General features: G+C 49.4%; 24 protein-coding genes and 1 tRNA gene. 11 read left to right on the top strand and 14 right to left on the bottom strand.

The features are described 5' to 3' along the window. Positions 1-200: 200 nt before the first annotated feature. On the bottom strand, positions 201-1,997 hold the full coding sequence (locus FOC66_RS01590; protein WP_003745988.1) for an aminopeptidase P family protein: 1,797 nt from the start codon (positions 1,995-1,997) through the stop codon (positions 201-203). Positions 1,998-2,072: 75 nt separating this feature from the next. Next, positions 2,073-3,692, bottom strand: a complete 1,620-nt coding sequence (locus FOC66_RS01585; protein WP_003745986.1) for an ABC transporter substrate-binding protein — start codon at positions 3,690-3,692, stop codon at positions 2,073-2,075. 325 nt (positions 3,693-4,017) lie between these two features. Between FOC66_RS01585 and FOC66_RS01580 the strand changes: the two genes are divergently transcribed. The 6 genes from FOC66_RS01580 (at position 4,018) to FOC66_RS01555 (ending at position 10,425) form a co-directional block, all read left to right on the top strand. Then, positions 4,018-5,088, top strand: coding sequence for a porin (locus FOC66_RS01580; protein WP_003745985.1), 1,071 nt, complete (start codon positions 4,018-4,020; stop codon positions 5,086-5,088). A 124-nt stretch (positions 5,089-5,212) separates the two neighbouring features. Next, positions 5,213-6,730, top strand: coding sequence for a polyamine aminopropyltransferase (locus tag FOC66_RS01575; protein ID WP_346714618.1), 1,518 nt, complete (start codon positions 5,213-5,215; stop codon positions 6,728-6,730). A gap of 167 nt (positions 6,731-6,897) precedes the next feature. Next, on the top strand, positions 6,898-7,365 hold the full coding sequence (locus FOC66_RS01570) for an FxsA family protein (protein ID WP_003745981.1): 468 nt from the start codon (positions 6,898-6,900) through the stop codon (positions 7,363-7,365). Positions 7,366-7,543: 178 nt separating this feature from the next. Next, the gene (locus FOC66_RS01565) at positions 7,544-9,391 is read left to right on the top strand and encodes a lytic transglycosylase domain-containing protein (protein ID WP_003745978.1); all 1,848 of its coding nucleotides are present in this window, start codon (positions 7,544-7,546) and stop codon (positions 9,389-9,391) included. A 277-nt stretch (positions 9,392-9,668) separates the two neighbouring features. After that, on the top strand, positions 9,669-9,881 hold the full coding sequence (gene rpsU / locus FOC66_RS01560; protein ID WP_003680926.1) for a 30S ribosomal protein S21: 213 nt from the start codon (positions 9,669-9,671) through the stop codon (positions 9,879-9,881). Between the two features lie 97 nt (positions 9,882-9,978). Further along, positions 9,979-10,425, top strand: a complete 447-nt coding sequence (locus FOC66_RS01555) for a GatB/YqeY domain-containing protein (RefSeq protein ID WP_003745976.1) — start codon at positions 9,979-9,981, stop codon at positions 10,423-10,425. Between the two features lie 59 nt (positions 10,426-10,484). Here the strand turns inward: FOC66_RS01555 and accD are convergent, their stop codons facing one another. The 11 genes from accD to FOC66_RS01500 all read right to left on the bottom strand — a co-directional run bounded on the left by accD (position 10,485) and on the right by FOC66_RS01500 (position 20,269). After that, positions 10,485-11,351 carry an acetyl-CoA carboxylase, carboxyltransferase subunit beta gene (gene accD / locus FOC66_RS01550; protein ID WP_003745975.1) on the bottom strand — a complete coding sequence of 289 codons (867 nt, stop codon included), beginning with the start codon at positions 11,349-11,351 and terminating at the stop codon, positions 10,485-10,487. 75 nt (positions 11,352-11,426) lie between these two features. Further along, positions 11,427-12,212: a tryptophan synthase subunit alpha gene (trpA, locus tag FOC66_RS01545; protein ID WP_003745973.1), complete on the bottom strand. Its 786-nt coding sequence runs from the start codon at positions 12,210-12,212 to the stop codon at positions 11,427-11,429. A 307-nt stretch (positions 12,213-12,519) separates the two neighbouring features. Continuing rightward, on the bottom strand, positions 12,520-12,867 hold the full coding sequence (locus FOC66_RS01540; protein ID WP_003745971.1) for a hypothetical protein: 348 nt from the start codon (positions 12,865-12,867) through the stop codon (positions 12,520-12,522). Next, positions 12,851-13,153 carry an integration host factor subunit alpha gene (locus FOC66_RS01535; protein ID WP_003680933.1) on the bottom strand — a complete coding sequence of 101 codons (303 nt, stop codon included), beginning with the start codon at positions 13,151-13,153 and terminating at the stop codon, positions 12,851-12,853. Before FOC66_RS01535 ends, FOC66_RS01540 begins: the two co-directional genes overlap by 17 nt. Positions 13,154-13,268: 115 nt before the next feature. Next, positions 13,269-15,632 carry a phenylalanine--tRNA ligase subunit beta gene (gene pheT / locus FOC66_RS01530; protein WP_003745970.1) on the bottom strand — a complete coding sequence of 788 codons (2,364 nt, stop codon included), beginning with the start codon at positions 15,630-15,632 and terminating at the stop codon, positions 13,269-13,271. A gap of 104 nt (positions 15,633-15,736) precedes the next feature. After that, entirely contained in the window at positions 15,737-16,726 is a 990-nt protein-coding gene (gene pheS / locus FOC66_RS01525) for a phenylalanine--tRNA ligase subunit alpha (protein WP_003745968.1), read from the bottom strand. Between the two features lie 248 nt (positions 16,727-16,974). Next, positions 16,975-17,334 carry a 50S ribosomal protein L20 gene (gene rplT / locus FOC66_RS01520; RefSeq protein WP_003745965.1) on the bottom strand — a complete coding sequence of 120 codons (360 nt, stop codon included), beginning with the start codon at positions 17,332-17,334 and terminating at the stop codon, positions 16,975-16,977. A gap of 12 nt (positions 17,335-17,346) precedes the next feature. Continuing rightward, the gene (gene rpmI, locus FOC66_RS01515; protein ID WP_003675505.1) at positions 17,347-17,544 is read right to left on the bottom strand and encodes a 50S ribosomal protein L35; all 198 of its coding nucleotides are present in this window, start codon (positions 17,542-17,544) and stop codon (positions 17,347-17,349) included. 143 nt (positions 17,545-17,687) lie between these two features. Beyond that, entirely contained in the window at positions 17,688-18,209 is a 522-nt protein-coding gene (infC, locus tag FOC66_RS01510; RefSeq protein ID WP_079453755.1) for a translation initiation factor IF-3, read from the bottom strand. 17 nt (positions 18,210-18,226) lie between these two features. Next, positions 18,227-20,140 (bottom strand): threonine--tRNA ligase, encoded by a 1,914-nt coding sequence (thrS, locus tag FOC66_RS01505; RefSeq protein WP_003745962.1) that lies wholly within the window; start codon positions 20,138-20,140, stop codon positions 18,227-18,229. Positions 20,141-20,192: 52 nt separating this feature from the next. Next, a tRNA-Val gene (locus tag FOC66_RS01500) sits at positions 20,193-20,269 on the bottom strand. A 237-nt stretch (positions 20,270-20,506) separates the two neighbouring features. Between FOC66_RS01500 and tgt the strand changes: the two genes are divergently transcribed. The 4 genes from tgt to FOC66_RS01480 all read left to right on the top strand — a co-directional run bounded on the left by tgt (position 20,507) and on the right by FOC66_RS01480 (position 23,931). Further along, on the top strand, positions 20,507-21,622 hold the full coding sequence (gene tgt / locus FOC66_RS01495; RefSeq protein WP_003745960.1) for a tRNA guanosine(34) transglycosylase Tgt: 1,116 nt from the start codon (positions 20,507-20,509) through the stop codon (positions 21,620-21,622). An 85-nt stretch (positions 21,623-21,707) separates the two neighbouring features. Then, complete coding sequence (gene hemH, locus FOC66_RS01490; RefSeq protein WP_003745958.1) at positions 21,708-22,718, top strand: ferrochelatase; 1,011 nt, start codon at positions 21,708-21,710, stop codon at positions 22,716-22,718. A 120-nt stretch (positions 22,719-22,838) separates the two neighbouring features. Next, the gene (locus tag FOC66_RS01485) at positions 22,839-23,237 is read left to right on the top strand and encodes a c-type cytochrome (protein WP_003745956.1); all 399 of its coding nucleotides are present in this window, start codon (positions 22,839-22,841) and stop codon (positions 23,235-23,237) included. A gap of 202 nt (positions 23,238-23,439) precedes the next feature. Further along, on the top strand, positions 23,440-23,931 hold the full coding sequence (locus tag FOC66_RS01480) for a disulfide bond formation protein B (protein WP_003745954.1): 492 nt from the start codon (positions 23,440-23,442) through the stop codon (positions 23,929-23,931). A gap of 60 nt (positions 23,932-23,991) precedes the next feature. Here FOC66_RS01480 and FOC66_RS01475 read toward each other — a convergent pair whose 3' ends face one another. Continuing rightward, positions 23,992-24,720 (bottom strand): YebC/PmpR family DNA-binding transcriptional regulator, encoded by a 729-nt coding sequence (locus FOC66_RS01475; RefSeq protein WP_003745951.1) that lies wholly within the window; start codon positions 24,718-24,720, stop codon positions 23,992-23,994. A gap of 360 nt (positions 24,721-25,080) precedes the next feature. Here FOC66_RS01475 and FOC66_RS01470 point away from each other — a divergent pair, with 360 nt between their 5' ends. Further along, positions 25,081-26,511: an alanine/glycine:cation symporter family protein gene (locus FOC66_RS01470; RefSeq protein ID WP_003745950.1), complete on the top strand. Its 1,431-nt coding sequence runs from the start codon at positions 25,081-25,083 to the stop codon at positions 26,509-26,511. Positions 26,512-26,518: the final 7 nt, after the last annotated feature.

The following is a 26,518-nucleotide window of genomic DNA, read 5'->3' as shown; positions in this document are numbered from 1 at the left end:
CGTGAAAACAAAGCTGACCTGAAGCGGAAATCGGATGAATGGCAGCAGGCATCTGTAACGTCGCCGCGCCGGTTTCTCTCTCTATTCCGACCGGGTTATTGTTTTTATTCGGAGTCGGGTAAGGTTTTGTAGTTTGTAGATAATTGTTGTTATCAGGCCGTCTGAAACTTGGTATCCGCCGTTTCAGACGGCCTTTCACGTTAACGCGCCAAAGGTTCGGTGCGTTCGATCAGCCATGCTTTGGCCGCGCCTTCTGTCAAAGGCTCGAGACGGCGGCGCACTTTGGCGTGATATTGGTTCAGCCATTCGATTTCGCTACCGGTCATCAGTTTGGTATCGATGAGGCGCGTATCGATCGGGCAGAGGGTAACGGTCTCGAAATACAGGAATTTGCCGAACTCGGTTTCCTCTGGGTTTTCAACCGGACGGTTGATGACCAGGCTTTCAATACGGATACCCCATTTGCCCGGACGGTAAAGACCCGGCTCGTTGGACGTCAGCATGCCTGATTTCATTGCGTGATGCGGTTGCGGTACGGCGGCAACGGCAATGCTTTGTGGGCCTTCGTGCACATTGAGGAAATAGCCCACGCCATGACCTGTACCGTGACCGTAATCGCATTGCGCCTGCCAGAGCGATTTGCGGCAGATGGCATCAATCATCGGGCCTTTGATGTTTTCAGGGAAAATGGTTTCCGCCAAAGAAATATGCGCTTTCAACACCAAAGTGTAGTCGCGTTTCATGGCCGCACTCGGATTGCCGACAGGCACCACGCGCGTGATGTCGGTCGTACCGCCCCAGTATTGGCCGCCGGAGTCAATCAGCAGCATACCGTCACCTTTGATTTTGCTGTTGTTTTCCGGTGTCGCGCTGTAATGAGGCAAGGCGGCATTGGCATTGTAGCCGGCGATGGTGTCGAAACTTGGTGAAATAAAGCCGGGACGTTGGCTGCGGTGTTTGTAGAGCATGCCGTCGATGTCCAACTCGCTCAATTCGCCGCCGTCTGCCAAGATTTGTTCAAACTCGGCAAAGAAGCCGCACAATGCCGCGCCGTCTTCCGCCATGGTATTGCGGATATGGGCGATGTCGGCATCGGATTTGACTGATTTGAAGAATGTGCTTGGGTGGATGGCTTCAATCAAACGAACATCTTCAGGCAGGCGGCGCAAAGTGCCGACGGCGGTTTTGTTCGGATCAATCAGCAATGCGCCCTTAACGTCTGCCAAATAGTCTGCCGCTTGCGCATAAGGTAACACTTCAAAACCTGCCGCTTTCAAAGCTTCGGCAGATTCGGCTTTCAGACGGCCTGCATCGGTAAACAATACGGCTTTGTCTTGGCTGATAAACAGATGAGATAAGAACACAGGGTTGAACGGCACATCGTCGCCGCGCAGATTGGTAATCCAAGCGATGTCGTCCAAAGAAGAAACCAAATGCGCATCTGCGCCCTGCTCCTTCATGGCCGCACGGATACGGGCCAGTTTTTCGGCCGCAATTTCGGAAACGTAATCGGGATGGTGAACGTAGATTTCCTGAGTCGGCAATGCAGGACGGTCGTCCCACACTTCGTCCAACAAGGTTTCAGGATATTCGAGGCGGATGTTTTTGGCGGCAAGTGCCTGCTTCAAACCGCGCTCGCCGCTGAGTGCGAACATATCGGCAGGCGCGCCGACCACTGCGCCCTCGGGCAGATTTTGTGCCAGCCACTCGGTATAAGGCGCATCAACGCCCATTTTTTGCAGCTCGATGCCGTTTGGCGCAAGCTGTTGGCCGGCCTGTTCCCAATAGCGGCTGTCCGTCCACACGCCAGCTTTATCGGCGGTTACCACCAAAGTACCGGCCGAACCGGTAAAGCCGGAAAAATCGCGGCGCGCCTGCCAATGCTCGGGCAGGTATTCGGAAAGGTGCGGATCGGCGGAAGGAATGACAAACGCGTCCACGCCATGTTTTTTCATGGCTTCGCGTAAAGCGGACAAACGTTGTTGTACAGATTTCATGTGTTATGTCTCCTATTGTTTCAGACGGCCCCTGTCATTAAGGCCGTCTGAAAATTTGTGCTGTCTATCATCAATCTATTTTTTCGGTGCGAACGACCAGCTCTTGACCGTGTAGTTCCGCAAAGGGTCTTTGTCGGAATAGCCGATAATATCGGGTTTGACCATACGCACTTCAACCTGATGATACAGCGGAATCAGCGCAGCGTCTTCTTGAAGCTGCTTCTCCGCATCGGCATAAAGACGGCTGCGCGCTTCCTTGCTGACGCCATCTTTCAACGTATTGTTCATAAATGCGTCAAACGCCGCGCTTTTGTAGCGGAATGCATTGTTTGAATTGTTGGATTTCAAGATATTGAGCATGCCTGCCGGATCGTTGAAATCGGAACACCAGCCGCTGAACGAAACCTTGAAATTGCCTTGCGCGCGCGTATCCAAATAAGTTTTCCATTCCTCGTTGGACAAAGTCGGACGGATAAACGGAATGGCGGCCTTCCACACCGACTGCACGGCAGTGATTTGTTTTTTAGACGCTTCGCTGGTGCTGTACAAAATATCGAACTCAAGCGGATGGTCATCGTTGTAGCCTGCTTCGTTCAACAGTTTGCGTGCGGTTTCGATGCGTTTTTCAGGCGTCCACTCTTTCCACTCCGGATAAACAGGAATCACGCCCTGCATTTGCGGCGGCGTCAATTGGAAGGCAGGCGTATCGCCGCGGCCGCCCACTTTGACGACGATGTCGCGGCGCGTCAGCATATTGAGCGCCTTGCGGACGCGCGGATCATTAAACGGCGCTGCTTCGTGGTTCGGCTCCAAATACCAGCTGCACAAAGAAGTCGTACGTTTCACTTGGCCCGGAAACTCAATATCCGCCACTTTGACCTGATCGCTGGGAATGCCGTAAGTCACGTCAATTTCATTGGCGCGATAACGGTTGTACTCGCCGCTGCCTGACAAGAAAACCGCCTTCGGAATGGCCACTTTGTCTTTATCGTAATAATTGGGGTTGCGTTCCATATTAATGTGGCTGTTGACTTTCCAATCCTTTAACAGATAAGCGCCACTGGAAACATAATGACCGGGTTGCGTCCACTTGTTGCCGTATTTTTCGACAGTGGCGCGGTGCACCGGAAACGTGAATTGCTGAATCAGCATATCGGGGAAATAAGGTACGGGCGCAATCAGCGTAAATTGCAGGGTTTTTGCGTCCAACGCCTTAACGCCCAATGTCTCAGGCTTGGCTTTGCCGTTTAATATATCTTCCGCATTTTCCACTTGGGCATCGACCAAATAGCTGCCGAAAGGTGCGCCCGTGGCCGGATCGGCAAGACGGCGGAAGCTGTACACAAAATCCTCGGCGGTAATCGGATCGCCATTGCTCCATTTGGCATCACGCAGATGGAAAGTCCAGACACGCTCGCCCTTGCTTTCCCATCTTTCCGCCAAAGCAGGAATGGTTTTGCCTTCGGCATCCGTACCGACCAAACCATCCATCAGCTGGCGGATAATCGCACCCGCCGCCATATCGCCGCTCATCTGAGGATCCAGCGTGCCCGGCTCGACGCCGTTGCTGACCACCACGCGCTCATAATCCGTACGCTTAAACTCAGGGGCGGGTTTGACATCGCGGCTGCACGCCGACAACGCAAATACGGCGGCCAATGATGCAGCCAACAGCGGATAGGTTTTTCCGGCCATATTTCATTCCTTCTTTTGGGTATTCTTCTTTTTCAGACGGCCTGATTATTCAAACTACACTTAACTACAAATATTTAAGGTTTTTAAACCCAGTTAAATCCTCTATTTCTAAATATAAAAATAGTGTTTAAAACTACCTATACCATCGAAATAAAAGCAGCCGTCTAAGATTGTCGGCAAATTAACACAAAAATACGTAACTGAAAACTATTTTTCAATTTATCCTACGATAAGTTACAAATGTATTGATTTTTTATAATTTGTCAAATAAGATTATCCGAATTTCCCGTCCCCAATTAAGAAAAAGACATAAAAGGAGAACAAAATGAACAAGTTATCTTGTTTTGTTGCCACTACCCTCATCGGCTCTTCCATAAGCTTCGCCCACGCCGAACCTAAAATGAGCGGTACCATATACATCATGACCGAGGTCGAACACAACAATAAAACCGGCGTCACCAATACAACCATTTCCGATAAAAGTTCCAGTCTTTATCTCTCCGATGAAGTACGACTCAACAACGACTTATGGCTGAAATGGCAACTTGGCTCCTTTATTTACTTCGATTCCGACCGCTGGGGCGGCTGGGGTACTGCCGACTCATACGTCGCGCTCAACAGCTACAAAAACCTTGGCACCGTCAAAATGGGTTACATCAGTACGCCCATGAACAGCATTTATCTGAACCCGTTCGACACCAACAGCTCGATTTTGGAATTCGGCAAAATTTCCCGCTTCGGCCAACGTCGCGTTTCCATGGCTTATGAGTCTCCTTGGAAAAACGGTTTCCAATTCAAATTCAACGTTTCCCCCGGTTCCAATGCCGCGCGCAACAATAACGACTGGAATCCGGACAAAAAACGTGACGGCGACTGGGTCTTCGGCTGGGGCGTGGACTACTACCACCCAAGCAACGGCTTTAAAGCCCACTACGCTGCCGAATACGCACCCAACGACTCTCCGACCGAAACCAAAGACTTCCAAGCCCATGCATTCATGGCCGGATACAGCAAAGACAAAATCTCCGTTGATGCCGCGTTCCAATACGCCAAAAACACTTGCGACGGCTTCAGCTGCTGGGGCGTATGGAAAGATGCGGCAGGCAACGTAGCCGGTTCTTACGACAAAGAAATCAACAACACCAAAGAATTTATGGTGTCCGGCTCATACAAAGTAGGTAATTTCAAACCTCAAATCGGCTTTGCCTACGGTAAAAGCTCTATCGGCGAGGACTACAAACACGTCGCCGTCAGCACCGATTACAGCTTCTCTAAACGGACGACCGCCACACTCGGCGCCGGCTGGTTGAAAGAAAACGTCAATCCGAAATACGACGAAGATTTGCCGAAAAAATCTTCTTACGCAGTGGGCATGGTATTCAAACACCGCTATTAATGCCTGACAGATTAAAGGCCGTCTGAAACAATTTGTTCAGACGGCCTTTTCTACATCCTATAAATAAACTTGCAGCCCACCTTAAAAATCATTACATTGCCCACACTCAAGCAACAAAAACGTCATCATGAATGCCCACCGCACCCTCATCATCTCTGTTTTTATCGTCGCCAGCTGCGGCCTCGCTTACGAGCTCATCATTGCCGCGCTCGCAAGCTATCTTTTGGGCGACAGTATTTTGCAGTTTTCCTCCGTCATCGGGCTTTATCTTTTCTCGATGGGCATAGGCGCGCACCTGACCCAATACATCAAAGATAAAGACGTGTTGCACCGATTTATCGAAATCGAACTTCTGGTCGGCATCATCGGCGGTATTTCCGCGCTGGCATTATTTGTGGCCTTCGGTTTATCCGCCGCACCGTTCCGCACCCTGCTCTACGCTTTTGTGCTGATTGTCGGCGCGGTTGTCGGTATGGAAATCCCGTTGGTCATGCGCGTGTTAAACCAAAAAGGGGCGGAATTTAAAGAACTCGTTTCCAAAGTATTGACCTTCGATTACTTGGGCGCACTTGCCGTCTCGTTATTATTTCCGCTCCTGCTCGCCCCCAAACTCGGCATGGCGCGTTCCGCCCTCTTGTTCGGCATTTTCAACGCCGCCGTCGCCTATCTGACCGCGCGCGTGTTTAAAGCCGAACTGCCACGCTACCGAGCCATCCGCCTGCGTGCGCTGATTGTCTTGTCCATCCTCGCCATCATCTTCGCCTACGCCGACCGCATTTCCTTCAAAGCCGAACAAAGCTATTTCGGCGATCCCGTCGTTTATCAAAGCCACTCGCCCTACCAGCGGCTCGTCGTGACCCGCTGGAAAGACGACACCCGCCTCTACATCAACGGCAACCTGCAATTCTCCTCACGCGACGAAGCCCGTTACCACGAAGCTCTCGTTCTGCCCGCCATGCAGATGGTTCCCAATGCCGAACGCGTCCTGATTCTCGGCGGCGGTGACGGATTGGCGGCACGCGAAGTCTTGAAATATCCGCAAGTCAAAAATGTTACTTTGGTCGATCTCGACCCCGACATGACCGCCACTTTTAAAACCTCCGCCACCTTAAGCGCACTCAACCAAGGTTCGCTGTCCCACCCCAAAATGCACGTCGTCAACGACGATGCCGCCAAATGGCTGGAAGGGTCGTCTGAAAAATTCGACGTCATCATCATCGACCTGCCCGATCCCTCCAATTTCTCGCTGGGCAAACTCTACTCCGTCCCCATGTACCGCCTCGTCGCCCGCCATCTCGAGCCGCAGGGCAAGATTGTTGTGCAATCGACTTCGCCTTATTTCGCACCCAATGCCTACTGGTCGGTCGTCGCCACCCTCGAAGCGGCCAAGCTGAATACCGCGCCCTATCATGTTTACGTCCCCTCCTTTGGCGAATGGGGATTTGTGCTGGCAGGGTTTGACCAAAACTTCCCCATTCCGCAAAAATTCGACGTCCCCACGCGTTATCTGAACGCCCAAACCGCCGCCGAAATGTTCCGCTTTCCGCCCGATATGGCAAGGCGCAAGGTTGAAGCAAATTATTTGAACAACCAAATCCTCGTCAGCTATTTTGAAAGCGATTGGAACAATGTGATGCGATAGAATATCTAAAGGCCGTCTGAAACATCTGTCTTCTTTTTATCTCCGTTCAGACGGCCTCATCGCCCGTTTACCCTTTTTCACACAGCATTTGCTTGAAAAAATAAGGTTTATCTTTATCTAGATAAAACACAATCGACACTATCCGTTGAATGAAGGAACAAACACTTATGCAGTATTTTGGAATCGGTTTTTTGGTTTTAATCTTTTTGGAAATCATGTCCATCGTCTGGGTTGCCGACTGGATAGGCGGCGGCTGGACGCTGTTTGTGATGGCCGTCAGCTTTATCAGCGGTATCTTTATGCTGCGCCATACCGGCATTTCCGGCCTTTTGCTCGCAGGCGCTGCCGTCCGCAGCGGCCAAAACATTTCCCTCTATCAAATGCTATGGCCGATTCGCTATACCGCCGCCGCGGTTTTCCTGCTCAGCCCCGGTTTTATTTCAACCGCCGTCGCCCTGCTCTTGCTGATTCCGTTTAAAGGCAATACGCCCGTTTCTTCTGCACAGTCTTTCCAAAGCCGTCAGACTTACGGCTCAGCCAAAGATGATGAAGACATTATCGAAGGCGAATACACGGTTACGCGCACCGGCAAAGCCGATAAACCGCAAGACTATATCGAGCACAAACCCGATTGACGACTTCCTTCATAACAGGCCGTCTGAATTAGGAATACCTCAAAAGTGTTTCATATTTCAGACGGCCTTAGTCATTTCCGGGCTTTGAAAATGTAAATATCGGTTTGTAATTCGGTTATTCCGCATAAATCATTTAAAATAAGCAACTATTTTGATTCTAAAAACGACACGGTATCCAATGAACGTTCAACGTCTTTTCCCTCTCTCCCTCAGTTTGATTACCGCCGCTGTTTTATCGGCGTGCGCCACCCAAAACACACCGACTGCTTCGAAAAACGAAAGCGTCGTTCAGCCTAAATCCACTTCTATTCCTTCACGCCGCGCCGACAGCGAATCCAAAGTCCTGTCCGATTACAGCCAATACCAAAGCGCCGTCGATGCCGCCAAACGCGGTGACGATGCTTGGGTACAACAATTTTTATCCCAAGCCAGCGACAGCGCAATGGCTGAAAACGTCCGCAACGAATGGCTGAAAACCTTGGGCGCGCGCGGCCAGTGGGATTTGTTCCGTCAAGAATTCGGCAAATTGAATGCCGCCGGAGTTGCACAAGAAGTGCAATGTTATGCCGATTTGAGCAGCGGCAATTACAGCAAAGCCGCCGAGCTGGTTCGCGTGACCGGCAAACTGCCTGCCGGCTGTACACGCTTGGTTGAAAGCGCGGCAGCTTCAGGCCGTCTGAACACCAACGATGCATGGCGTCGCGTGCGCGGCTTGTTGAGCAACAGCCAAACCACGGATGCACGCAACCTCGCCGCCGCATTGGGCAGTCCGTTTGAAGGTGGTGCGCAAGGTGCGACCGAATACAGCCTGTTGAGCGTAATCGGCAAAGATGCACGCAAATCCGCTTCTGCCGCCGCTACCCTGTCCGACATGGAACCCGGCCTCAGCCGCGAACAGCGTAGCTTCGCATGGGGCGTATTGGGCCACTACCATGCACAAAGCCAAAACATGCCGACTGCTTTGAGCTACTACGGCCGCGTTTCCGACCGCAAGCAACTGACCGACGAGCAATTGGAATGGTACGCACGCGCCGCCTTGCGCCTGCAACGTTGGGACGAATTGGCAAGCGTGATTCAGCATATGCCTGAAAAACTGCAAAAAGACCCGACATGGAAATATTGGCTGGGCCGCAGCTTTGCCGCACAAGGCAAAAGCAGCCAAGCCAAAGAAATGTATGAAAAAGCCGCCGCTTCCGGCCGCAATTTCTACGCTGTATTGGCAGGTGAAGAGCTGGGCCGCCGCATCAATACGCGCAACAACGTTTCCGATGCCGATGCCAAAGACGTCCGCCGCATGAGCGAAGACGGCGCCATTAAACGCGCATTGGTTTTGTTTAAAAACAGCCAAAGCAACGGCGACTCTAAAATGCGCCGTCAGGCACAGGCAGAATGGCGTTTTGCCACCCGCGACTTCAACGAAGACAACCTGCTGACTGCCGCACAAGTCGCTTTTGACAACCAGTTCTACGACATGGCGATCAACAGCGCCGACCGTACCGACCACAAACTCAACTACAAACTGCGCTATATCTCTCCGTTTAAAGACCTGACCGTCCGCTATGCCGCACAGGCAGGCATTGACCCGGCATGGGTTTACGGTTTGATTCGTCAAGAGAGCCGTTTTGTCATGGGCGCGCAATCCAGCGTCGGCGCACAAGGCCTGATGCAGGTCATGCCTGCAACCGCCCGCGAAATCGCCGGCAAAATCGGCATGAGCAGCAGCGAACTCTACACCATGGACGGCAACATCCGCATGGGTACTTGGTACATGGCAGATGCCAAACGCCGCCTGCAAAATAACGAAGTGATGGCCACCGCAGGCTACAACGCCGGCCCAGGCCGCGCCCGCAACTGGCAGGCTTCTTCGCCGTTGGAAGGCGCGATTTACGCCGAAACCATCCCATTTACCGAAACCCGCGATTACGTGAAAAAAGTCATGACCAATGCGACTTATTACGCGTCATTGTTCAACGAACCGCAAACTTCGTTGAAACAACGTATGGGTACGGTTCCCGGCCGTTATTAATACCCGATAGGCCGTCTGAAAAGTGAGACAGAATCAAACGTTCAGACGGCCTGCAATCTTGACAGACTATCGGGTTTGTAAGATAATCGCCCGATTGTTTCTGACCGAAAAGGTCACTTGCACGGCAAAAGCCGACTTGTTAGGAGGTGATGTTTACATCACGGCGCGTATCCCGCCCTGCCCTCGGCAAACCAGCGATACAACAACTACCCCATTATGACAAGCCGTCCCCTATTTCTTAAAACGGTTTGATTGAACAAAATTTAAAGGAAATAAAATGCCAGCTATTCGTGTTAAAGAGAATGAACCATTTGAAGTTGCCATGCGTCGTTTCAAACGTGCCGTAGAAAAAACCGGTCTGTTGACCGAACTGCGCGCCCGTGAAGCGTACGAAAAACCAACTACCGAACGCAAACGCAAAAAAGCTGCTGCAGCAAAACGTCTGCAAAAACGTCTGCGCAGCCAACAACTGCCTCCTAAAATGTACTAATTACAGGCCTGCCCTGTGATAAACGACACACCGCAAGGGCAGCTTTGCGGTGTGTTTTGTTTTTCAGACGGCATCTTTTATATAAAGTGAGAACATTATGAGCCTAAAAACACAATTAACCGAAGACATGAAAACCGCCATGCGTGCCAAAGACCAAGTATCTTTAAGCACCATCCGCCTGATTAATGCCGCCATCAAACAATTTGAAGTAGATGAGCGTACTGAGGCCGATGACGCCAAAGTCATCTCTATTCTGACCAAAATGGTGAAACAGCGCAAAGACAGTGCCAAAATTTATACCGAAGCCGGTCGTCAAGATTTGGCTGACAAAGAAAACGCGGAAATCGAAATCCTCAACCGCTACCTGCCGCAAATGATATCCGCAGAAGAAATCAAAACTGCCGTGGAAGCAGCCGTTGCAGAAACCGGTGCGTCAGGCATGGCCGATATGGGCAAAGTCATGGGCGTATTGAAAACCCGTCTGGCAGGCAAAGCCGATATGGGTGAAGTCAACAAGGTTTTGAAAGCCGCATTGACTGCCTAATCATCAAACAAAAGGCCGTCTGAAAAATGATTTTCAGACGGCCTTTTTTATTATACCCATCAAGCAGCGGTTACTTTGTCCTCATGACGCAACAAGGTAATCAAATCGCTGATACGTTTTTTCATGGAACGGCGATCGACGATTTGGTCAATTGCGCCCTTCTCTAACAAGAATTCTGCACGTTGGAAACCTTCCGGCAAGGTTTCACGTACAGTCTGCTCGATAACGCGCGGACCGGCAAAACCAATCAGCGCATTCGGTTCTGCCAAAACCACATCACCCAAGAAAGCAAAGCTGGCAGACACGCCGCCCATGGTCGGGTCGGTCAATACGGAAATAAACGGCAGACGTTTTTCAGTCAGCAAATGCAAAGCCGCGCTGGTCTTCGTCATCTGCATCAAAGAGTTGACCCCTTCCTGCATACGCGCACCACCAGAAGCCGCCACACAAATAAACGAACAATTATCTGCAACGGCACGACGTACACCCTGAACGAAACGCTCGCCCACGACCGAGCCCATAGAGCCGCCGATAAAACGGAATTCAAACGCAGCCACCACGACAGGCAGGCCGTTCATGGTGCCTTTCATAACGACCAATGCATCGTCTTCGCCGGTTGCTTTACGCGCAGCCGCGAGGCGGTCGGGATATTTTTTACTGTCTTTGAATTTCAGCGGGTCGGTCGGTTTAATATTGGCTGCAATCTCTTCACGGCCTTCTTCATCCAAAAGCAGATTCAAACGTTCACGCGCAGAAAGCGGATTGTGGTGATTACATTTCGGGCAGACTTCGCTGTTTTGCTTCAACTCGGTTGAATAAACCGTTGCTGAACAAGACGGACATTTGTGCCACAGGCCTTCAGGGACGCTGGACGAACTGCTTCGGTTTTTAATTTTCGGAGGAAGAATTTTATCTAGCCAGCTCATGAATGACTCCTTGGAATTCAGAATTCAGACGGCCTGTTGAATGTAAGGTCGTCTGAAATAATGGAATAAAAAATATTAGCGAATCGCGTCTTTCAACTCTTTAACCAACACGCCTACCGCTTCGGCCTCGCTACCTGCGTGGCTTTCAATCTCTTTGACGATACGGCTGCCGACAATAACGGCATCCGCTACCGCGCCAATCTTACGCGCACTCTCCGCATTATTAATGCCGAAGCCGACACCGATCGGAATATCAATATATTTGCGCAAAAGCTCTATTTTACGCGAAACTTCTTCAGTATCCAAACTTGCCGCACCGGTTACACCTTTGAGCGATACATAATACACAAAGCCACCAGCTACTTTGGCAATCGTTTGAATACGCTCTTCAGTTGTTGTCGGCGCAATAAGGAAAATACAATCAATACCTTGCGCTTTCAACGAGTCATGCAGCGGGGTAATGGTTTCTACCGGAGAATCCACAGTCAACACGCCATCTACACCCGCGTCGGCAGCCGCTTGTGCAAACGCTTGATAACCCATTTTATGTACTGGGTTCAAATAGCCCATTAACACAATCGGCGTTTTATCATTGGTTTGGCGGAACAAACGTACTGTTTCCAATACGTCGTGCAAAGAAACATGATTTGCCAACGCCCTTTCGGCCGCACGCTGAATGGTCGGACCATCCGCCATCGGGTCAGAAAACGGCACACCCAGTTCCAAAATATCGGCACCGTTAGCCACCAGGCTGTGCATCAATGCCAAGGTCGTCTCAAGGTTGGGATCACCCACCGTAATATAAGGAATCAGTGCTTTTGCGCCATTGAGCGCTGAGAAAGTTTGTTGGATTCTGCTCATTTTCTGCTATCCATTTCATCGATTTGAATGTTGTCCGACAGCCTAATCTATTCTGCCGTTACATTTATTGTAAAAAAAATTTAGTCTGCCGCAAAAACAAATGGCCACTTTTCCCAATCGGCAAACAAGAGGCTAAGTATAACATTTACGGCTATTTCATAGAATCATTTGCAATCAAGATTCTGATATTTTGAAAGCAATATAAAACAATAAAGGCCGTCTGAAAACAATTCAAACAGCCTTTACAAGAATCAATCATGCAAATCTTTGTATGCCTTCGCACTTTTGATCACAATTTCCTTATCGATTACGGCTCGACATGGTGGTTTTGTTGTTCAGAACCCAGATGACGCTCCAAATCAGACAAAATCTGCGTCAGACCATGACGGACTTCTTCCGCATTGGCAGCAGGGTTGCCGTTTGCATCCAAAGCACCACGGCTGAACGTATCGATATACGGTTCAAACGTATCTTTCAGTTTCAACAACTTAACTACATCTAAACGCGTATATCGATCGCCACCGTATCCAATCACAACATTATTTTCATGTTGCCATTGGGCAAACTGGGCCGGACTGATCTGCACCAGTTGGCACATCTCATCCAACGTAAAATAACGCTTGGCAGGAATAACCGGGTTATTGTTGTTTGTCATAGTAATGCTCCACCATGCCTTTGAGTTTTTGGCTGGCATGGAAAGTTACCACACGGCGTGCGGTAATCGGCACTTCTTCGCCGGTTTTAGGGTTACGGCCCGGGCGTTGAGGTTTATCGCGCAATTGGAAATTGCCAAAACCGGAAATTTTAATTTCTTCACCACGCGCCAAAGTGCTGCGGATTTCTTCAAAAAAGAGCTCGACGATTTCTTTGGCATCATTTTTGGTGACGTTGCTGACTTTGTCGACCAAAATATCGGCCAATTCTGCTTTAGTTAGTGTCATGTGTTTACCTTCATTCAAACTGGTGCAATTATTACCAAAATTCTTTTAAAAATCAAGTCCTCACCAAAAAATCAAATATGATTGGCAATTTTTGGCGACAACTTTTATCTTCATTTTAAGCGCGAAGTTGCGCGTCTTTTTCGGCTGCGGCTTTAATCATTTTCGCAACCAAAGGCTCGATGACTTCATCTGTCAGCGTGTTTTCCATATCCTGCAAAATGATTTTGACGGCAACGCTCTTCATGCCTTCAGGCACGCCTGTACCGCGGTAAACGTCAAATACGCTGATTTCTTGAACCAGCTTGTTCGCCGCCGCTTTCAGGGCATTTAACAAATCATCATGCGTTACAGCTTCAGGCATTACAAATGCCAAATCTCGGCGTGCAGGCTGGAATTTGGATACGGTTTGATAACGGGTTTTCTCACGACCCAATACCGCATCCATATCGATTTCAAACACCAGCGGCGCTTGTGGCAAATCATATTTTTGCAGCCATTTCGGATGCAACTCGCCAACAAAACCAACTACTTTGCCGTCTGAAACAATATTGGCGGCACGTCCAGGATGCAATGCCGGATGTTTGGTCTTCACAAAGGATACCTCTTTGTTTTTCAAAAGGCTCTCAACATCGGCTTTCATATCGTAGAAATCTACGTTGCGTGTTTTCTCACCCCATTGCTCGGGCAACACGGAGCCATACCACAAACCGCCGATCCGTTCATTTTGAACAAATTGATCAGCCGAATCTTTGCGGAACACGCGGGCAATTTCAAATACGCGTACACGGTTTTGCTTACGGTTCAAATTGTTTTGCAAAACTTCCACCAAACCGCCGATAAGCGTAGAACGCATGACGGCATACTGCGCCGCCAACGGATTTTGCAGGCGGATAGGATGGGTATTGGCAGCAAAGTCTTGCTCCCATTGCTCATCCACAAACGCATAGCTGACCACTTCGCGGTAACCGCGAGCCGCCATTTCGTTATAAACCGCAAAACGCGGGCGTTTGGTTTCAGGCAATGCCAACATTTTCAGACGGCCTGAAGTATAGTCGTCAGGAATATTTTCATAACCGTAAACGCGGCCGATTTCTTCAATCAAATCGGCTTCGATCTCGATATCGAAACGGAAGCTAGGAGAAGTGACACGGAATCCTTCTGCGGTTTTCTCAGGCTGCAAACCCAAATGTTGCAAGATAATTTCGACTTGCTCGGCAGGAATTTCAACGCCCAATACCGTTTTCAGACGGCCCAAACGCAATTCGACCTGTTTTGCCTCAGGCAATTTGCCTTGTGCTTCAACCATTTCACCGGCCGCGCCACCGCAAATCTGCAACACCAATTCGGTAGCACGCTCAATGGCATCAGCTTGCAAGCGGTAATCCACACCGCGTTCAAAGCGGAAAGAAGAATCCGAACCAAAACCGTATTGACGGGATTTACCGGCAATAATCTCAGGGGTAAACCAAGCTGCTTCCAATACAATATTTTGCGTCTCATCAGAAACCGCACTTGCCTCACCGCCCATCAAACCGGCCAAGCTCAACACACCTTTTTCATCAGCGACTACCAGTGTATTGTCAACCAAAGTAACGGTCTTCTCGTTCAGGCATGCCAACGTCTCGCCATTTTGAGCACGGCGGACAATCAAACTGCCCGATAGCTTGTCGGCATCGAAAACATGCATCGGCTGACCGATTTCCAGCATGACATAGTTGCCGATGTCCACCAATGCGGAAATACTGCGGATACCGCTGCGTTCCAAACGTTGTTTCATCCAATCAGGAGTAGTCGCTTTCGCGTTGACATTTTCAATAACGCGGCTGATAAAACGGCCGCAATCAGCCGGTGCATCAATACGGACAGCCTGTTTTTTCTCGCTGCCGATAGAGGCCGTCTGAATTTCAACAGGCGTAAACGCACATTGAGTCAACGCAGAAACCTCACGCGCAATACCCTTAACGCTCAAGCAGTCAGCGCGGTTAGGCGTAATTTTCAACGTAAACAGCGTATCGTCCAAATCCAAGTATTCACGGATATTGGTACCGATAGGCGCATCTTCAGGCAGAATGTGCAGACCGTCCACACCATCATCAGGCAAACCCAATTCATTGGTCGAACACAGCATACCGTTTGATGGCACACCGCGCATTTTAGTCGGCTTAATTTTGAAATTGCCCGGCAAAACGGCACCCGGCAGCGAACACGGCACTTTAATGCCCGGCTTGACATTCGGCGCACCACAAACAATCTGAACCAACTCGCCCGTACCGGCATCAACTTGGGTAACGTTCAAACGGTCTGCATCAGGATGCTTTTCAACAGATTTTACTTCGGCAACAACCACGCCACTGAAAGCAGGGGCGGCAGTATCGATTTCTTCCACTTCCAAACCAGCCATGGTCAAAAGATGTTCCAGTTTATCGGCAAAAAGATCAGGATTGGCTTGGGTTTTCAGCCATGAATAAGGAAATTGCATATTATTTTCTCTACTATCAAGCCGTCTGAAACAAATTTTTATCAGACGAAATCAGTAATATCTATTCACTTTTTCAGACGGCCTATCAAAAGACCATCTGAAATTTATTTAAACTGCTTCAAGAAGTTCAAATCGTTATCGAAGAACAAGCGCAGGTCATTGACGTTGTAGCGCAACATGGCAAAACGGTCGAGACCGATACCGAAAGCTAAACCGGTATATTTTTCAGGGTCGATATTAACGTTTTTCAACACGTTAGGATGTACCATACCGCAACCGCCGACTTCCAACCATTTGCCGTTTTCGCCCATGATGTCAATTTCGGCAGAAGGCTCGGTGAACGGGAAGAAAGACGGACGGAAACGTACTTGTAGGTCATCGCGTTCAAAGAAACGACGGATAAAATCAGTGAACACTGCTTTCAAGTCGGCAAAAGTTACGCCCTCTTCTACCCACAAACCTTCGGCCTGATGGAACATAGGCGAGTGAGTGGCATCACTGTCCACGCGGTAAACGCGACCGGGAGCAATAATGCGGATAGGCGGCTCTTTTTTGTCGAGCATATAGCGGATTTGAATAGGCGAAGTGTGTGTGCGTAAAACGTCGCCGTTTTCAACATAGAAGGTATCTTGCATCGCACGTGCGGGGTGATTTGCAGGAATATTCAAGGCTTGGAAATTGTGGAAATCGTCTTCGATTTCAGGGCCGTCCGCCACTTCGAAACCCATACCGTGAAACAGCTCAACCACTCGTTGCAAAGTTAAAGTCACTGGATGCAAACCGCCATGCTCTTGTGCACGGCCCGGCAAAGTAATATCCAAGGCTTCTGCAGCCAATTGGGCTTGCAGCTTGGCTTCATTCAGGGCATCGCGTTTGGCATTAAAGGCCGTCTGAAACTGATTTTTGCATTCGTTGATGTGCGCGCCTATGGTTTTACGCTCTTCAGGAGACATTTGACCCAAAGTTTTCAAAAGTCCGGTCAATTCGCCGGTTTTACCAAGATAGCGTGCTTTAATTTGTTCTAAGGCATTGAAGTCTTGCGCGGCTTCAATAGCGGCAATACCTTCTGCAACGATACGGTTTACATTTTCCATAGTAGTTTATCGTCTGTTTGTTGATGGCAGGCCGTCTGAAACAACAAAGCCGTCTGTTGGGTTTGATTGCAAACCTGTTCAGACGGCCTTTTGTATTAGTGCGGCCAATCCGTTTGATAAGAGGGGCCTATTTTATCGCAAATCAGTATAAAAAAATAGAGTTTAAAGAAAGAAAATCAACTACATAGAGTTTCTTCCAAAAAAGAAAAAAGGAAGCATAAGCTTCCTTTTTAAATAATCTTATCGAATTAAGCAGCCAAAGCAGCTTTAGCTTTTTCAACCAATTTTGCAAATGCAGCTTTGTCGAATACAGCCAAATCAGCCAATACTTTGCGGTCGATTTCGATAGCAGCGCGTTTCAGGCCGTTCATGAATTTGCTGTACGACAGACCATTTTCACGGGCACCTGCGTTGATACGAACGATCCACAGTTGACGGAATTGACGTTTGCGTTGGCGACGGTCACGGTATGCGTATTGACCGGCTTTCATTACCGCTTGTTTGGCAACACGGTAAACGTTTTTACGACGACCGCGATAGCCTTTGGCTAACGCGAAGACTTTTTGGTGACGAGCACGAGCGGTAACACCGCGTTTTACGCGTGGCATATTCTAAACTCCTTAAGCGTAGGGCAACATTTTAGCAACAGAAGCCAAATCGCGTGAATCCACCATAGCGGTGCCGCGCAATTGACGTTTAGTTTTAGTGGTTTTTTTGGTCAGGATGTGACTTTTGAACGCATGACCGCGTTTTACACCACCGTTACCCAGTACTTTAAAGCGTTTTTTCGCGCTAGACTTGGTTTTCATTTTAGGCATTGGAAAACTCCATTCGTTATTAGATAAGGTATAAGGGGGTTTTGAAATAAATTTCAAACACTTGAAACCCAAAATACCACGGTTTTTGCCGCTAATTAAACCTTATTTCGAGCGGCAATCGAAATAAGCCTTGGATTATAGCTTTATTTTTTCTTAGGCGCAATCATCATCACCATTTGGCGGCCTTCCATTTTAGGGAAGGACTCGATTTGCGCTACTTCCGCCAAATCTTCTTTTACGCGCTCAAGCAGTTGGGCACCCAGTTGTTGGTGGGCCATTTCACGACCGCGGAAACGCAATGTTACTTTGACTTTGTCACCATCGGCAAGGAAGCGGTTGATGTTGCGCATCTTGATTTGATAGTCGCCTTCATCTGTACCCGGACGGAATTTAATTTCCTTAATTTGTACCTGCTTTTGGTTTTTCTTGGCTTCGTCGCGCTTCTTGGCTTGTTGGTATTTGTATTTACCGTAATCCATCAGTTTGCATACAGGCGGTTTGGCAGTCGGGGAAATCTCTACCAAATCGACATCTTGCTCTTCGGCCATAGCCAGAGCTTCACGAACTGAAACGACACCAAGCTGATCGCCTGACTCACTGATTAATCGCACTTCTTTGGCGGTAATTTCACCATTGATTCGTGCTTCGCGTTCTTGAGCGATGATGAATACTCCTATAAAGATTAATGATTGACGAGGGCATCAGTGATTTCTTGCTGTAATTGTGCAATGAAATCATCTACATTCAAAGAACCCAAGTCTTCTGCTTTGCGGCGTACCGCAACTTTGTTTTCTTGTTTCTCTTTATCGCCGACAACGATTTGATAAGGGAAACGGTATTGGCTGTTGTCACGGATTTTGTAACCGATTTTTTCGTTACGCAGATCCAATTCGACACGGAAGCCTGCTGCCTGCAACTTGGCAGCCACTTCACGGCAATAATCTGCTTGGTTTTCAGTGATATTCATAATCACCATTTGAACCGGCGCAAGCCACAATGGGAATGAGCCTGCATGGTTTTCGATCAGAATACCGATGAAGCGCTCCAGAGAACCCAAAATAGCACGATGCAACATTACAGGACGCGCACGGTCGTTATTTTCGGTTACATATTCTGCATTCAAACGCTCAGGCAATACGAAGTCCAATTGCAGGGTACCGCACTGCCAAGAACGACCCAAAGCATCTTTGACATGGTACTCAATCTTAGGACCATAGAATGCACCTTCGCCAGGTAATTCTTCCCACTCTACGCCGCAAGCGGTCAATGCATCACGCAGGCCTTGTTCGGCCTTATCCCAGACTTCGTCAGAACCTGCACGTTGCTCAGGGCGGAGGGACAACTTCACGGCAACATCATGGAAGCCGAATTGTTTGTAAATGCGAACCAGCAACTCATTGAATGCGCGTGCTTCATCAACGATTTGGTCTTCGGTACAGAAGATATGCGCATCATCCTGCACAAAACCGCGAACACGCATCAGACCATGCAACGCACCGCTTGGTTCATTGCGGTGGCAAGAACCAAACTCAGCCAAACGCATCGGTAAATCGCGATATGAGCGCAAGCCGTTATTGAAAATTTGCACATGACCCGGACAGTTCATCGGTTTAACCGCGTATTCGCGTTTTTCGGAACTGGTCACGAACATATTGTCTTTATAGTTTTCCCAGTGGCCAGATTTTTCCCAGAAGGTTTTATCCATAATCTGAGGCGTTTTCACCTCTTTATAGCCGGCAGCATTCAGCTCTTTGCGCATATGCTGCTCAATCACTTGCCACAAAGCCCAGCCTTTAGGATGCCAGAACACCATACCCGGCGCTTCATCTTGCAGGTGGAACAAATCCAATTGTTTACCCAGCTTACGGTGGTCGCGTTTTTCCGCTTCCTCGATGCGCTGTATATAGGCTTTTAATTCGTCTTTACTTGCCCAAGCCGTACCGTAAATACGTTGCAGCATTTCATTGTTGCTGTCACCGCGCCAGTATGCGCCTGCCAGTTTGGTCAGCTTGAAGTTTTTCAAGAAACGGGTATTGGGAACGTGAGGACCGCGGCACATATCGACGTATTCTTGATGATGATACATACCCATTGCTTCCACTTCAGGCATGTCTTCAATCAGACGCAATTTGTACTCTTCGCCGCGATCTTGGAAAATTTTGATGGTTTCTGCACGGGGCGTCATCACTTTAACGACGTCGTAGTCTTGTGCAATCAACTCTTTCATGCGCGCTTCGATGGCGGCTACATCATCAGGCGTAAATGGTTTTTCAGTTGCAATATCGTAATAGAACCCGTCTTCAATGACCGGGCCGATAACCATTTTGGCATCAGGGTAGAGCTGCTTGACCGCATGACCGACCAAGTGCGCGCAGGAGTGGCGGATAATTTCCACGCCTTCTTTATCTTTAGGCGTAATGATTTGAACGTGGGCATCTTCGGTAATCGGATCGCAAGCATCCACCAATTTACCGTTAACCTTGCCTGCTACCGTTGCCTTTGCCAAACCTGCACCGATAGACGCTGCAATTTGCGCCACGGTAACGGGTGATTCATATTGGCGGACCGAACCGTCCGGCAAGGTAATGTTCAACATCAGAAAGCTCCAAAACATTAAAAAATAACGGCATAAAGCCGTTATGGAAATTTGGTAGGCACAATTGGACTCGAACCAACGACCCCCACCATGTCAAGGTGGTGCTCTAACCAACTGAGCTATGTGCCTTCATCTAAGTCGCTTATTGTAACGAAGCGTGTTCCCTTTTGCAAGCATCTGTAAATACTTTTCAGACGGCCTGGATATTTTTGTTTGATTTATACCTCATTTTTTATTTCTTCTATCATTCAGGCCGTCTGAAGCATTGTTTTGACAAAGATAAAATCCAGCCGTCAACCAACGAAAAATCCTTTATAATCTGCCCTTTCATTTCGCACACACGCGAACGTCCAATCTCTTATTATTATGCTCAAATTTACCTTACACAAAAAAGACGGTCATGCCCGACGCGGCACTTTGGAACTAAACCACGGCAAAATCGAAACGCCGGTATTTATGCCGGTCGGCACTTACGGTTCGGTCAAAGCGATGAACCCGCAAAACCTGCATGACATCAAAGCGCAAATCATCTTAGGCAACACTTACCATCTGTGGCTGCGTCCAGGTTTGGAAGTCATCGAACAATTCGGCGGCCTGCACGAATTTATCGGCTGGGACAAGCCGATTTTGACCGACTCGGGCGGTTTTCAAGTATTCTCGTTGTCCGATATGCGCAAGCTGACCGAAGAAGGCTGTACATTCCAAAGCCCGATCAACGGCGACAAACTGTTTCTCTCGCCCGAAGTGTCGATGAAAATCCAAACCGTATTGAATTCCGACATCGTGATGCAGTTGGACGAATGCACCCCTGGCGAAGCAACGCACAGCCAAGCGCAAAAATCGCTGCAAATGAGCCTGCGCTGGGCGGAACGCAGCAAAAAGGCTTTTGAAGACCTGAAAAACCCGAATGCGTTATTTGGCATTGTACAAGGCGCGATGTATGAAGATTTGCGCGAAGAATCGCTGAAAGGTTTGGAAGAACTCGACTTCCCCGGCTTGGCCATCGGCGGCTTGTCCGTTGGCGAACCCAAGCCTGAAATGTACCGTATGTTGCGCGCTGTCGGCCCTATCCTGCCGGAACACAAGCCACATTATTTGATGGGCGTCGGCACGCCTGAAGACTTGGTGTACGGCGTGGCACACGGTGTGGATATGTTCGACTGCGTCATGCCCACCCGCAATGCGCGTAACGGCTGGCTGTTTACCCGTTTTGGCGATTTAAAAATCAAAAACGCCAAACACAAACTCGACAAGCGTCCGATTGATGAAAGCTGCACCTGCTACGCCTGTCAGAATTTCAGCCGCTCCTACCTGCACCACCTGCACCGAGTCGGCGAAATCTTGGGCGCACAGCTCAACACCATCCACAATCTGCACTTCTACCAAGTCATCATGGCAGAAATGCGCGAAGCCATCGAACAAGGCAAATTTGCCGATTGGCAGGCGCAATTCCATGAAAACCGCGCCCGTGGTGTGGATTAATCCTTTTAAAGGCCGTCTGAAACCAGGTTTTGATTCAAACTACTTTTCAGACGGCCTCAATATTCTTCATTAATAAAGCACAACCATGTCCCGTTTCCATACCGAACCGGCCCTAGCCTACACCGCACAAAACCGTACCGCCGTCCTGCTGCTCAACCTCGGCACGCCTGACGCGCCCACTGCTGCCGCAGTCAAGCCCTACTTGAAAGAATTTCTGTCCGATCAACGCGTTGTCGAATTGCCCAAGCTCTTATGGCAACCGATATTGCGCGGCTTGGTATTGACCTTTCGCCCGAAAAAAAGCGCGCATGCCTATGAAAAAGTTTGGTTTAAAGAAGGTTCGCCGCTTGAGGTTTACACACACCGCCAGGCAGAAGCCCTGGCCAAACATTTGCCTGATGTCATCGTCCGTCATGCCATGACTTACGGCAACCCGAGCGTTGCCGACGTTTTGGCGGAACTCAAAGCCCAAGGCGTGGGCAAATTGCTGGTCATCCCGCTTTATCCGCAATATGCCGGCTCTTCCACCGGCGCGGCTTTGGACAAAGTATTCCAAGAATTATTGCTGCAACGCAACCAAATGAGCGTCCGCACTATTTCCCGTTACTACGACGATGCCGCTTATATTCAAGCCATGAAGCAGCACATCGAAGCCTATTGGGCCCAAAACGGACGCGGCGAAAAACTGATGTTGAGCTTCCACGGCATTCCGCAAAAGCATCATGACGACGGCGACCCCTATCCTGACGAGTGCCACCATACCGCCAAACTGCTCGCGCAGGCATTGGGCTTGTCCGAACAAGAATACATCGTTTCTTTCCAAAGCCAGTTTGGCAAATCCCAATGGGTCAAGCCCAGCACGCAAGCCCTGTTTGATGAACTTCCGAAACAAGGCACGACCAAACTCGACGTCTTCTGCCCCGGTTTCATGGCCGACTGCCTCGAAACCATGGAAGAAATCGCCATTATGGGACGCGAACAATTCCACGCCGCCGGCGGCAAAGAATACCGTTACATCCCCTGCCTCAACGATTCCGCCGACTGGATTGCCGCACTTGCCCAATTAAGCCGGGCCAATCTGCAAGGCTGGATTTGACCTAAACCAAAGGCCGTCTGAAAAATCCACTTTCAGACGGCCTTTAGCGTTATCATCAAGTTATTCAAACGCAAACCAAGCGTGTAGCCATCAAAAACACGACTCAAAAAGGAACACATCATGACTGCACTCCGCCCCATCCTGCTCCTCCTGACCGCACTCAGCCTCCCAACCGCTTTTGCCGCTGATGCCACGCTGATGAGCAAAGGACAAAAGATTTACGAAACCAACTGCGCCGCCTGCCACGGCAAAAAGGGCGAAGGCCGTGGCGCCATGTTCCCGCCACTGTTCCAGTCCGACTATATCAACAAAAAACCTCAAGTCCTGTTGCAAAGCATGACCAAGGGCATCAACGGCCCGATTAAAGTGAACGGCAAACCCTACAACGGCTTCATGCCTTCTACCGCCATCAATGATGCCGATGTTGCCGCCGTTGCCACTTACATCATGAACGCCTTTAATAATGGCGGCGGTACGATTACTGAAGCAGATGTCAAAAAATCTCACGGGAAAAAATAAAACGTCTCTCCCTTAAAGGCCGTCTGAACATTTCAGACGGCCTTTTCTGTACGACACATTTTGTTTCTATGTATATGGTTACGCAACATCAACAAACATACGCAAAAAACCGTCAAACCCAAAAAAGCATATGCGTTTTGTGTTAAAGTAAACATTATTTATCGGCTGTTTTGCGTCCAGGCCGTCTGAAAGGTTTTATGTGATGAACTTTTTCCGCAAGACTGTTTTATTTTTAGTCGTCCTCTCCATATTTGCCGCCTGCGGCTCCTTTATTTCCCAATACGTTTTGGGCATGAACCCGTGCGTATTGTGCATCCTGCAACGCTTGTGCGTATTGGGTGTCGGGCTGTTGGCCATTGTTACGGCGTTCAGTTCGCAGTCTTCCAAATTTGCCCGTTCGCTCTCGGCATTGTTGATTGCCGCTCCGGCCGTTTACGGCGCCGGTGTCGCCGCCTATCAAATTTGGTTGCAAAGCCTGCCGCCCGGCACCGCTCCTTCTTGCGGCGCACCTTGGACCTTCCGCCTGCGCGACTGGCCTTTGTTCGATTGGTTTGAACCCATCGTCCGCGGCTTTGGCAACTGTGCCGAGCCGGACTATCTATTCGGCGTCGCCCTGCCGGTGTGGAGTATTTTGTATTTCAGCTTCGTGGTATTGCTGCTGCTTTGGGCTTGGTTGAAAACCAGAAAAATCTGATTGGTTTCGATATAAAAAGGCCGTCTGAAATTTCAGACGGCCTTTTGTTCTTTAAACTGTTTAGTCCAGATTCAACACGGCAGAAGTGTAAACGTCTTGTACGTCGTCCAAATCTTCCAATGCGTCAATCAGTTTTTGCATCTTAACCGCATCTTCGCCGCTCAACTCGGTTTCGTTTTGGGCGCGCATGGTAACGTCGCCGTCAACGGATTTGTAACCTGCGGCTTCCAATGCCGCTTTCACGCCTGCCCAGTCGTTTGGCGCGGTAATCACTTCGATGGAACCGTCGTCGTTGGTGATGACGTCTTCCGCACCGGCTTCCAAAGCCGCTTCCATCAGCGCATCTTCGTCAACGCCCGGTTCAAACACCAAATAGCCTTGATGCACGAAGTTGAACGCTACGCAACCGTCAGTACCCAAGTTACCGCCGTTTTTAGTGAACGCATGACGCACGTCGGCAACGGTACGGGTTTTGTTGTCGGTCAGACAGTCCACCATCAAAGCCGCGCCGCCGATGCCGTAGCCTTCGTAACGCAACTCAATGTATTCCACACCTTCCAGATTGCCCGTACCTTTATCGATGGCACGTTGCACGTTGTCTTTAGGCATATTGTTTTCGGCGGCTTTTTCCAAAGCCAGGCGCAGGCGCGGGTTCGCGCCGGGATCGCCGCCGCCCATGCGGGCAGCAACGGTAATTTCTTTAATCAGACGGGTGAAGATTTTGCCGCGTTTGGCATCTTGTCGGGCTTTTTTGTGTTGGATATTTGCCCACTTACTATGACCTGCCATATTGATTCCTTTCGTTTTTTCACGCGCTGAGGCGGGATGTGCTTTATTTGTAAGGCGTGCATTTTATCATAAGTTGTCTTTAGCCAAAATATTCAGACGGCCCGAATATTTGCAAAAACAGGCCGTCTGAAAAACAAAGAATCTTTTTTAAAGATGCATATTTGCGGCAAACCTTTGTCAGTTTTTCGTTTTAATTCACGAAGGTTTACGGTATGATGACAAAATCGGTCAGGATTGTTGACAACTTAACCGGTATTAAACGGCAAAACGGCCTGCTCGCCCTTGTTGCCAACCGCGAAAATGAACGGGAGTAGTTGCCCGTATCATTTTCTTTTTATTGTTTTTATTAAAGGTTTTATTATGGAAGAAATATTGTCTGCTCTGGTGGGTGCAGTCAATCTGGTTCTTTGGGACTACCTGCTGATTTATGCCTTAATCGGCATCGGCCTGTTTTTTACCCTGTACTTGGGCGCACCGCAAATTACCAAATTAGGAACGGGTTTCAAATCCGTTTTCGGCGGCTTGTTCAGTAAAAAAGACAAAGACCACGAAGGCAAATCCCTGTCTCAATTCCAAGCGCTTGCCGTGGCGATTTCCGCGCAAATCGGTACCGGTAACGTTGCCGGTGTCGCCACTGCGATTACCGCCGGCGGCCCGGGTGCCATTTTTTGGATGTGGTTGTCTGCCATTTTGGGCATGTCTACCATTTTTGCAGAAGCCGTTTTGGCGCAAAAATACCGCGTGGTCAGCCACGGCAAATACATCGGCGGCCCTGCGTTTTACATCACGCACGGCCTGACCCCGAAAATCGGCCGGGGCGCGGCACGTTTTCTGTCCGGTTTTTTCTCCATCGCCTTGATTATCGCGCTGGGTTTCATCGGCAACGCAACCCAATCCAACTCCATCGCCTCGGCCATGAATTTGGCTTTTAATATTCCGCCGATGGCAGTCGGTATTGCTGTGGCCGTACTCGCCGGCCTGATTATCATCGGCGGCATCAACCGCATTGCCGGTATCGCGCAATTTGTCGTGCCGTTTATGGCGGTGATTTACATCTTATGTGCCGTGATTATTTTGTTCAAATTCTCCGACCACATTATTCCGATGTTCAGCCATATTTTTGTTGCCGCCTTCAATCCTGAAGCGGTATTGGGCGGTGCGGCCGGTATCGGTATGCGCGAGGCCGTCCGTTTCGGCGTGGCACGCGGCCTGTTTTCTAACGAAGCCGGTATGGGTTCGACCCCGCACGCTCATGCAACCGCCAACGTCAAACACCCTGTGCAACAAGGTATGGCCGCGTTTATCGGTATCTTTATCGATACGCTGATGGTCTGCACGGCAACCGCGCTAATTATCCTGCTGACCGACGCCAACCTCTCCGGCGAGACCGGCGCGGCGGTTACCCAACTGGCTTTTAACAAAGCCTTCCCGGGTTTCGGTTCGCAACTGCTCGCCGTCTGTCTGACCTTCTTCGCCTTTACCACCATCATCGGCTGGTATTACTTCGGCGAATCCAATATCCGCTTCCTGTTCCGCGGCAAACATTTGGGCATCTACCGCGCACTGGTTTTGGTGGCCATCGTATTGGGCACATTGGGCAAAGTGGATTTGGTTTGGAGCATGTCCGATATGTTCAACGGCTTTATGGTCTTGCCGAACTTAATCGCCCTCTTCCTGCTGCGTAAGGAAATCCGTGCGGTTTACGACGACTATCTGGCGCAAACCAAAGCCGGCAAAGAGCTGACCTACAACTATGAATTCCACGAATTCCACGACAAAAACCCTGATTAACGACAAA

This window comes from Neisseria mucosa, assembly GCF_013267835.1.
In the GTDB taxonomy this organism is placed as follows: Bacteria; Pseudomonadota; Gammaproteobacteria; order Burkholderiales; family Neisseriaceae; genus Neisseria.
Note: the sequence above shows the minus strand (reverse complement) of the source record. Positions and strands in the feature narration are given on the sequence as shown.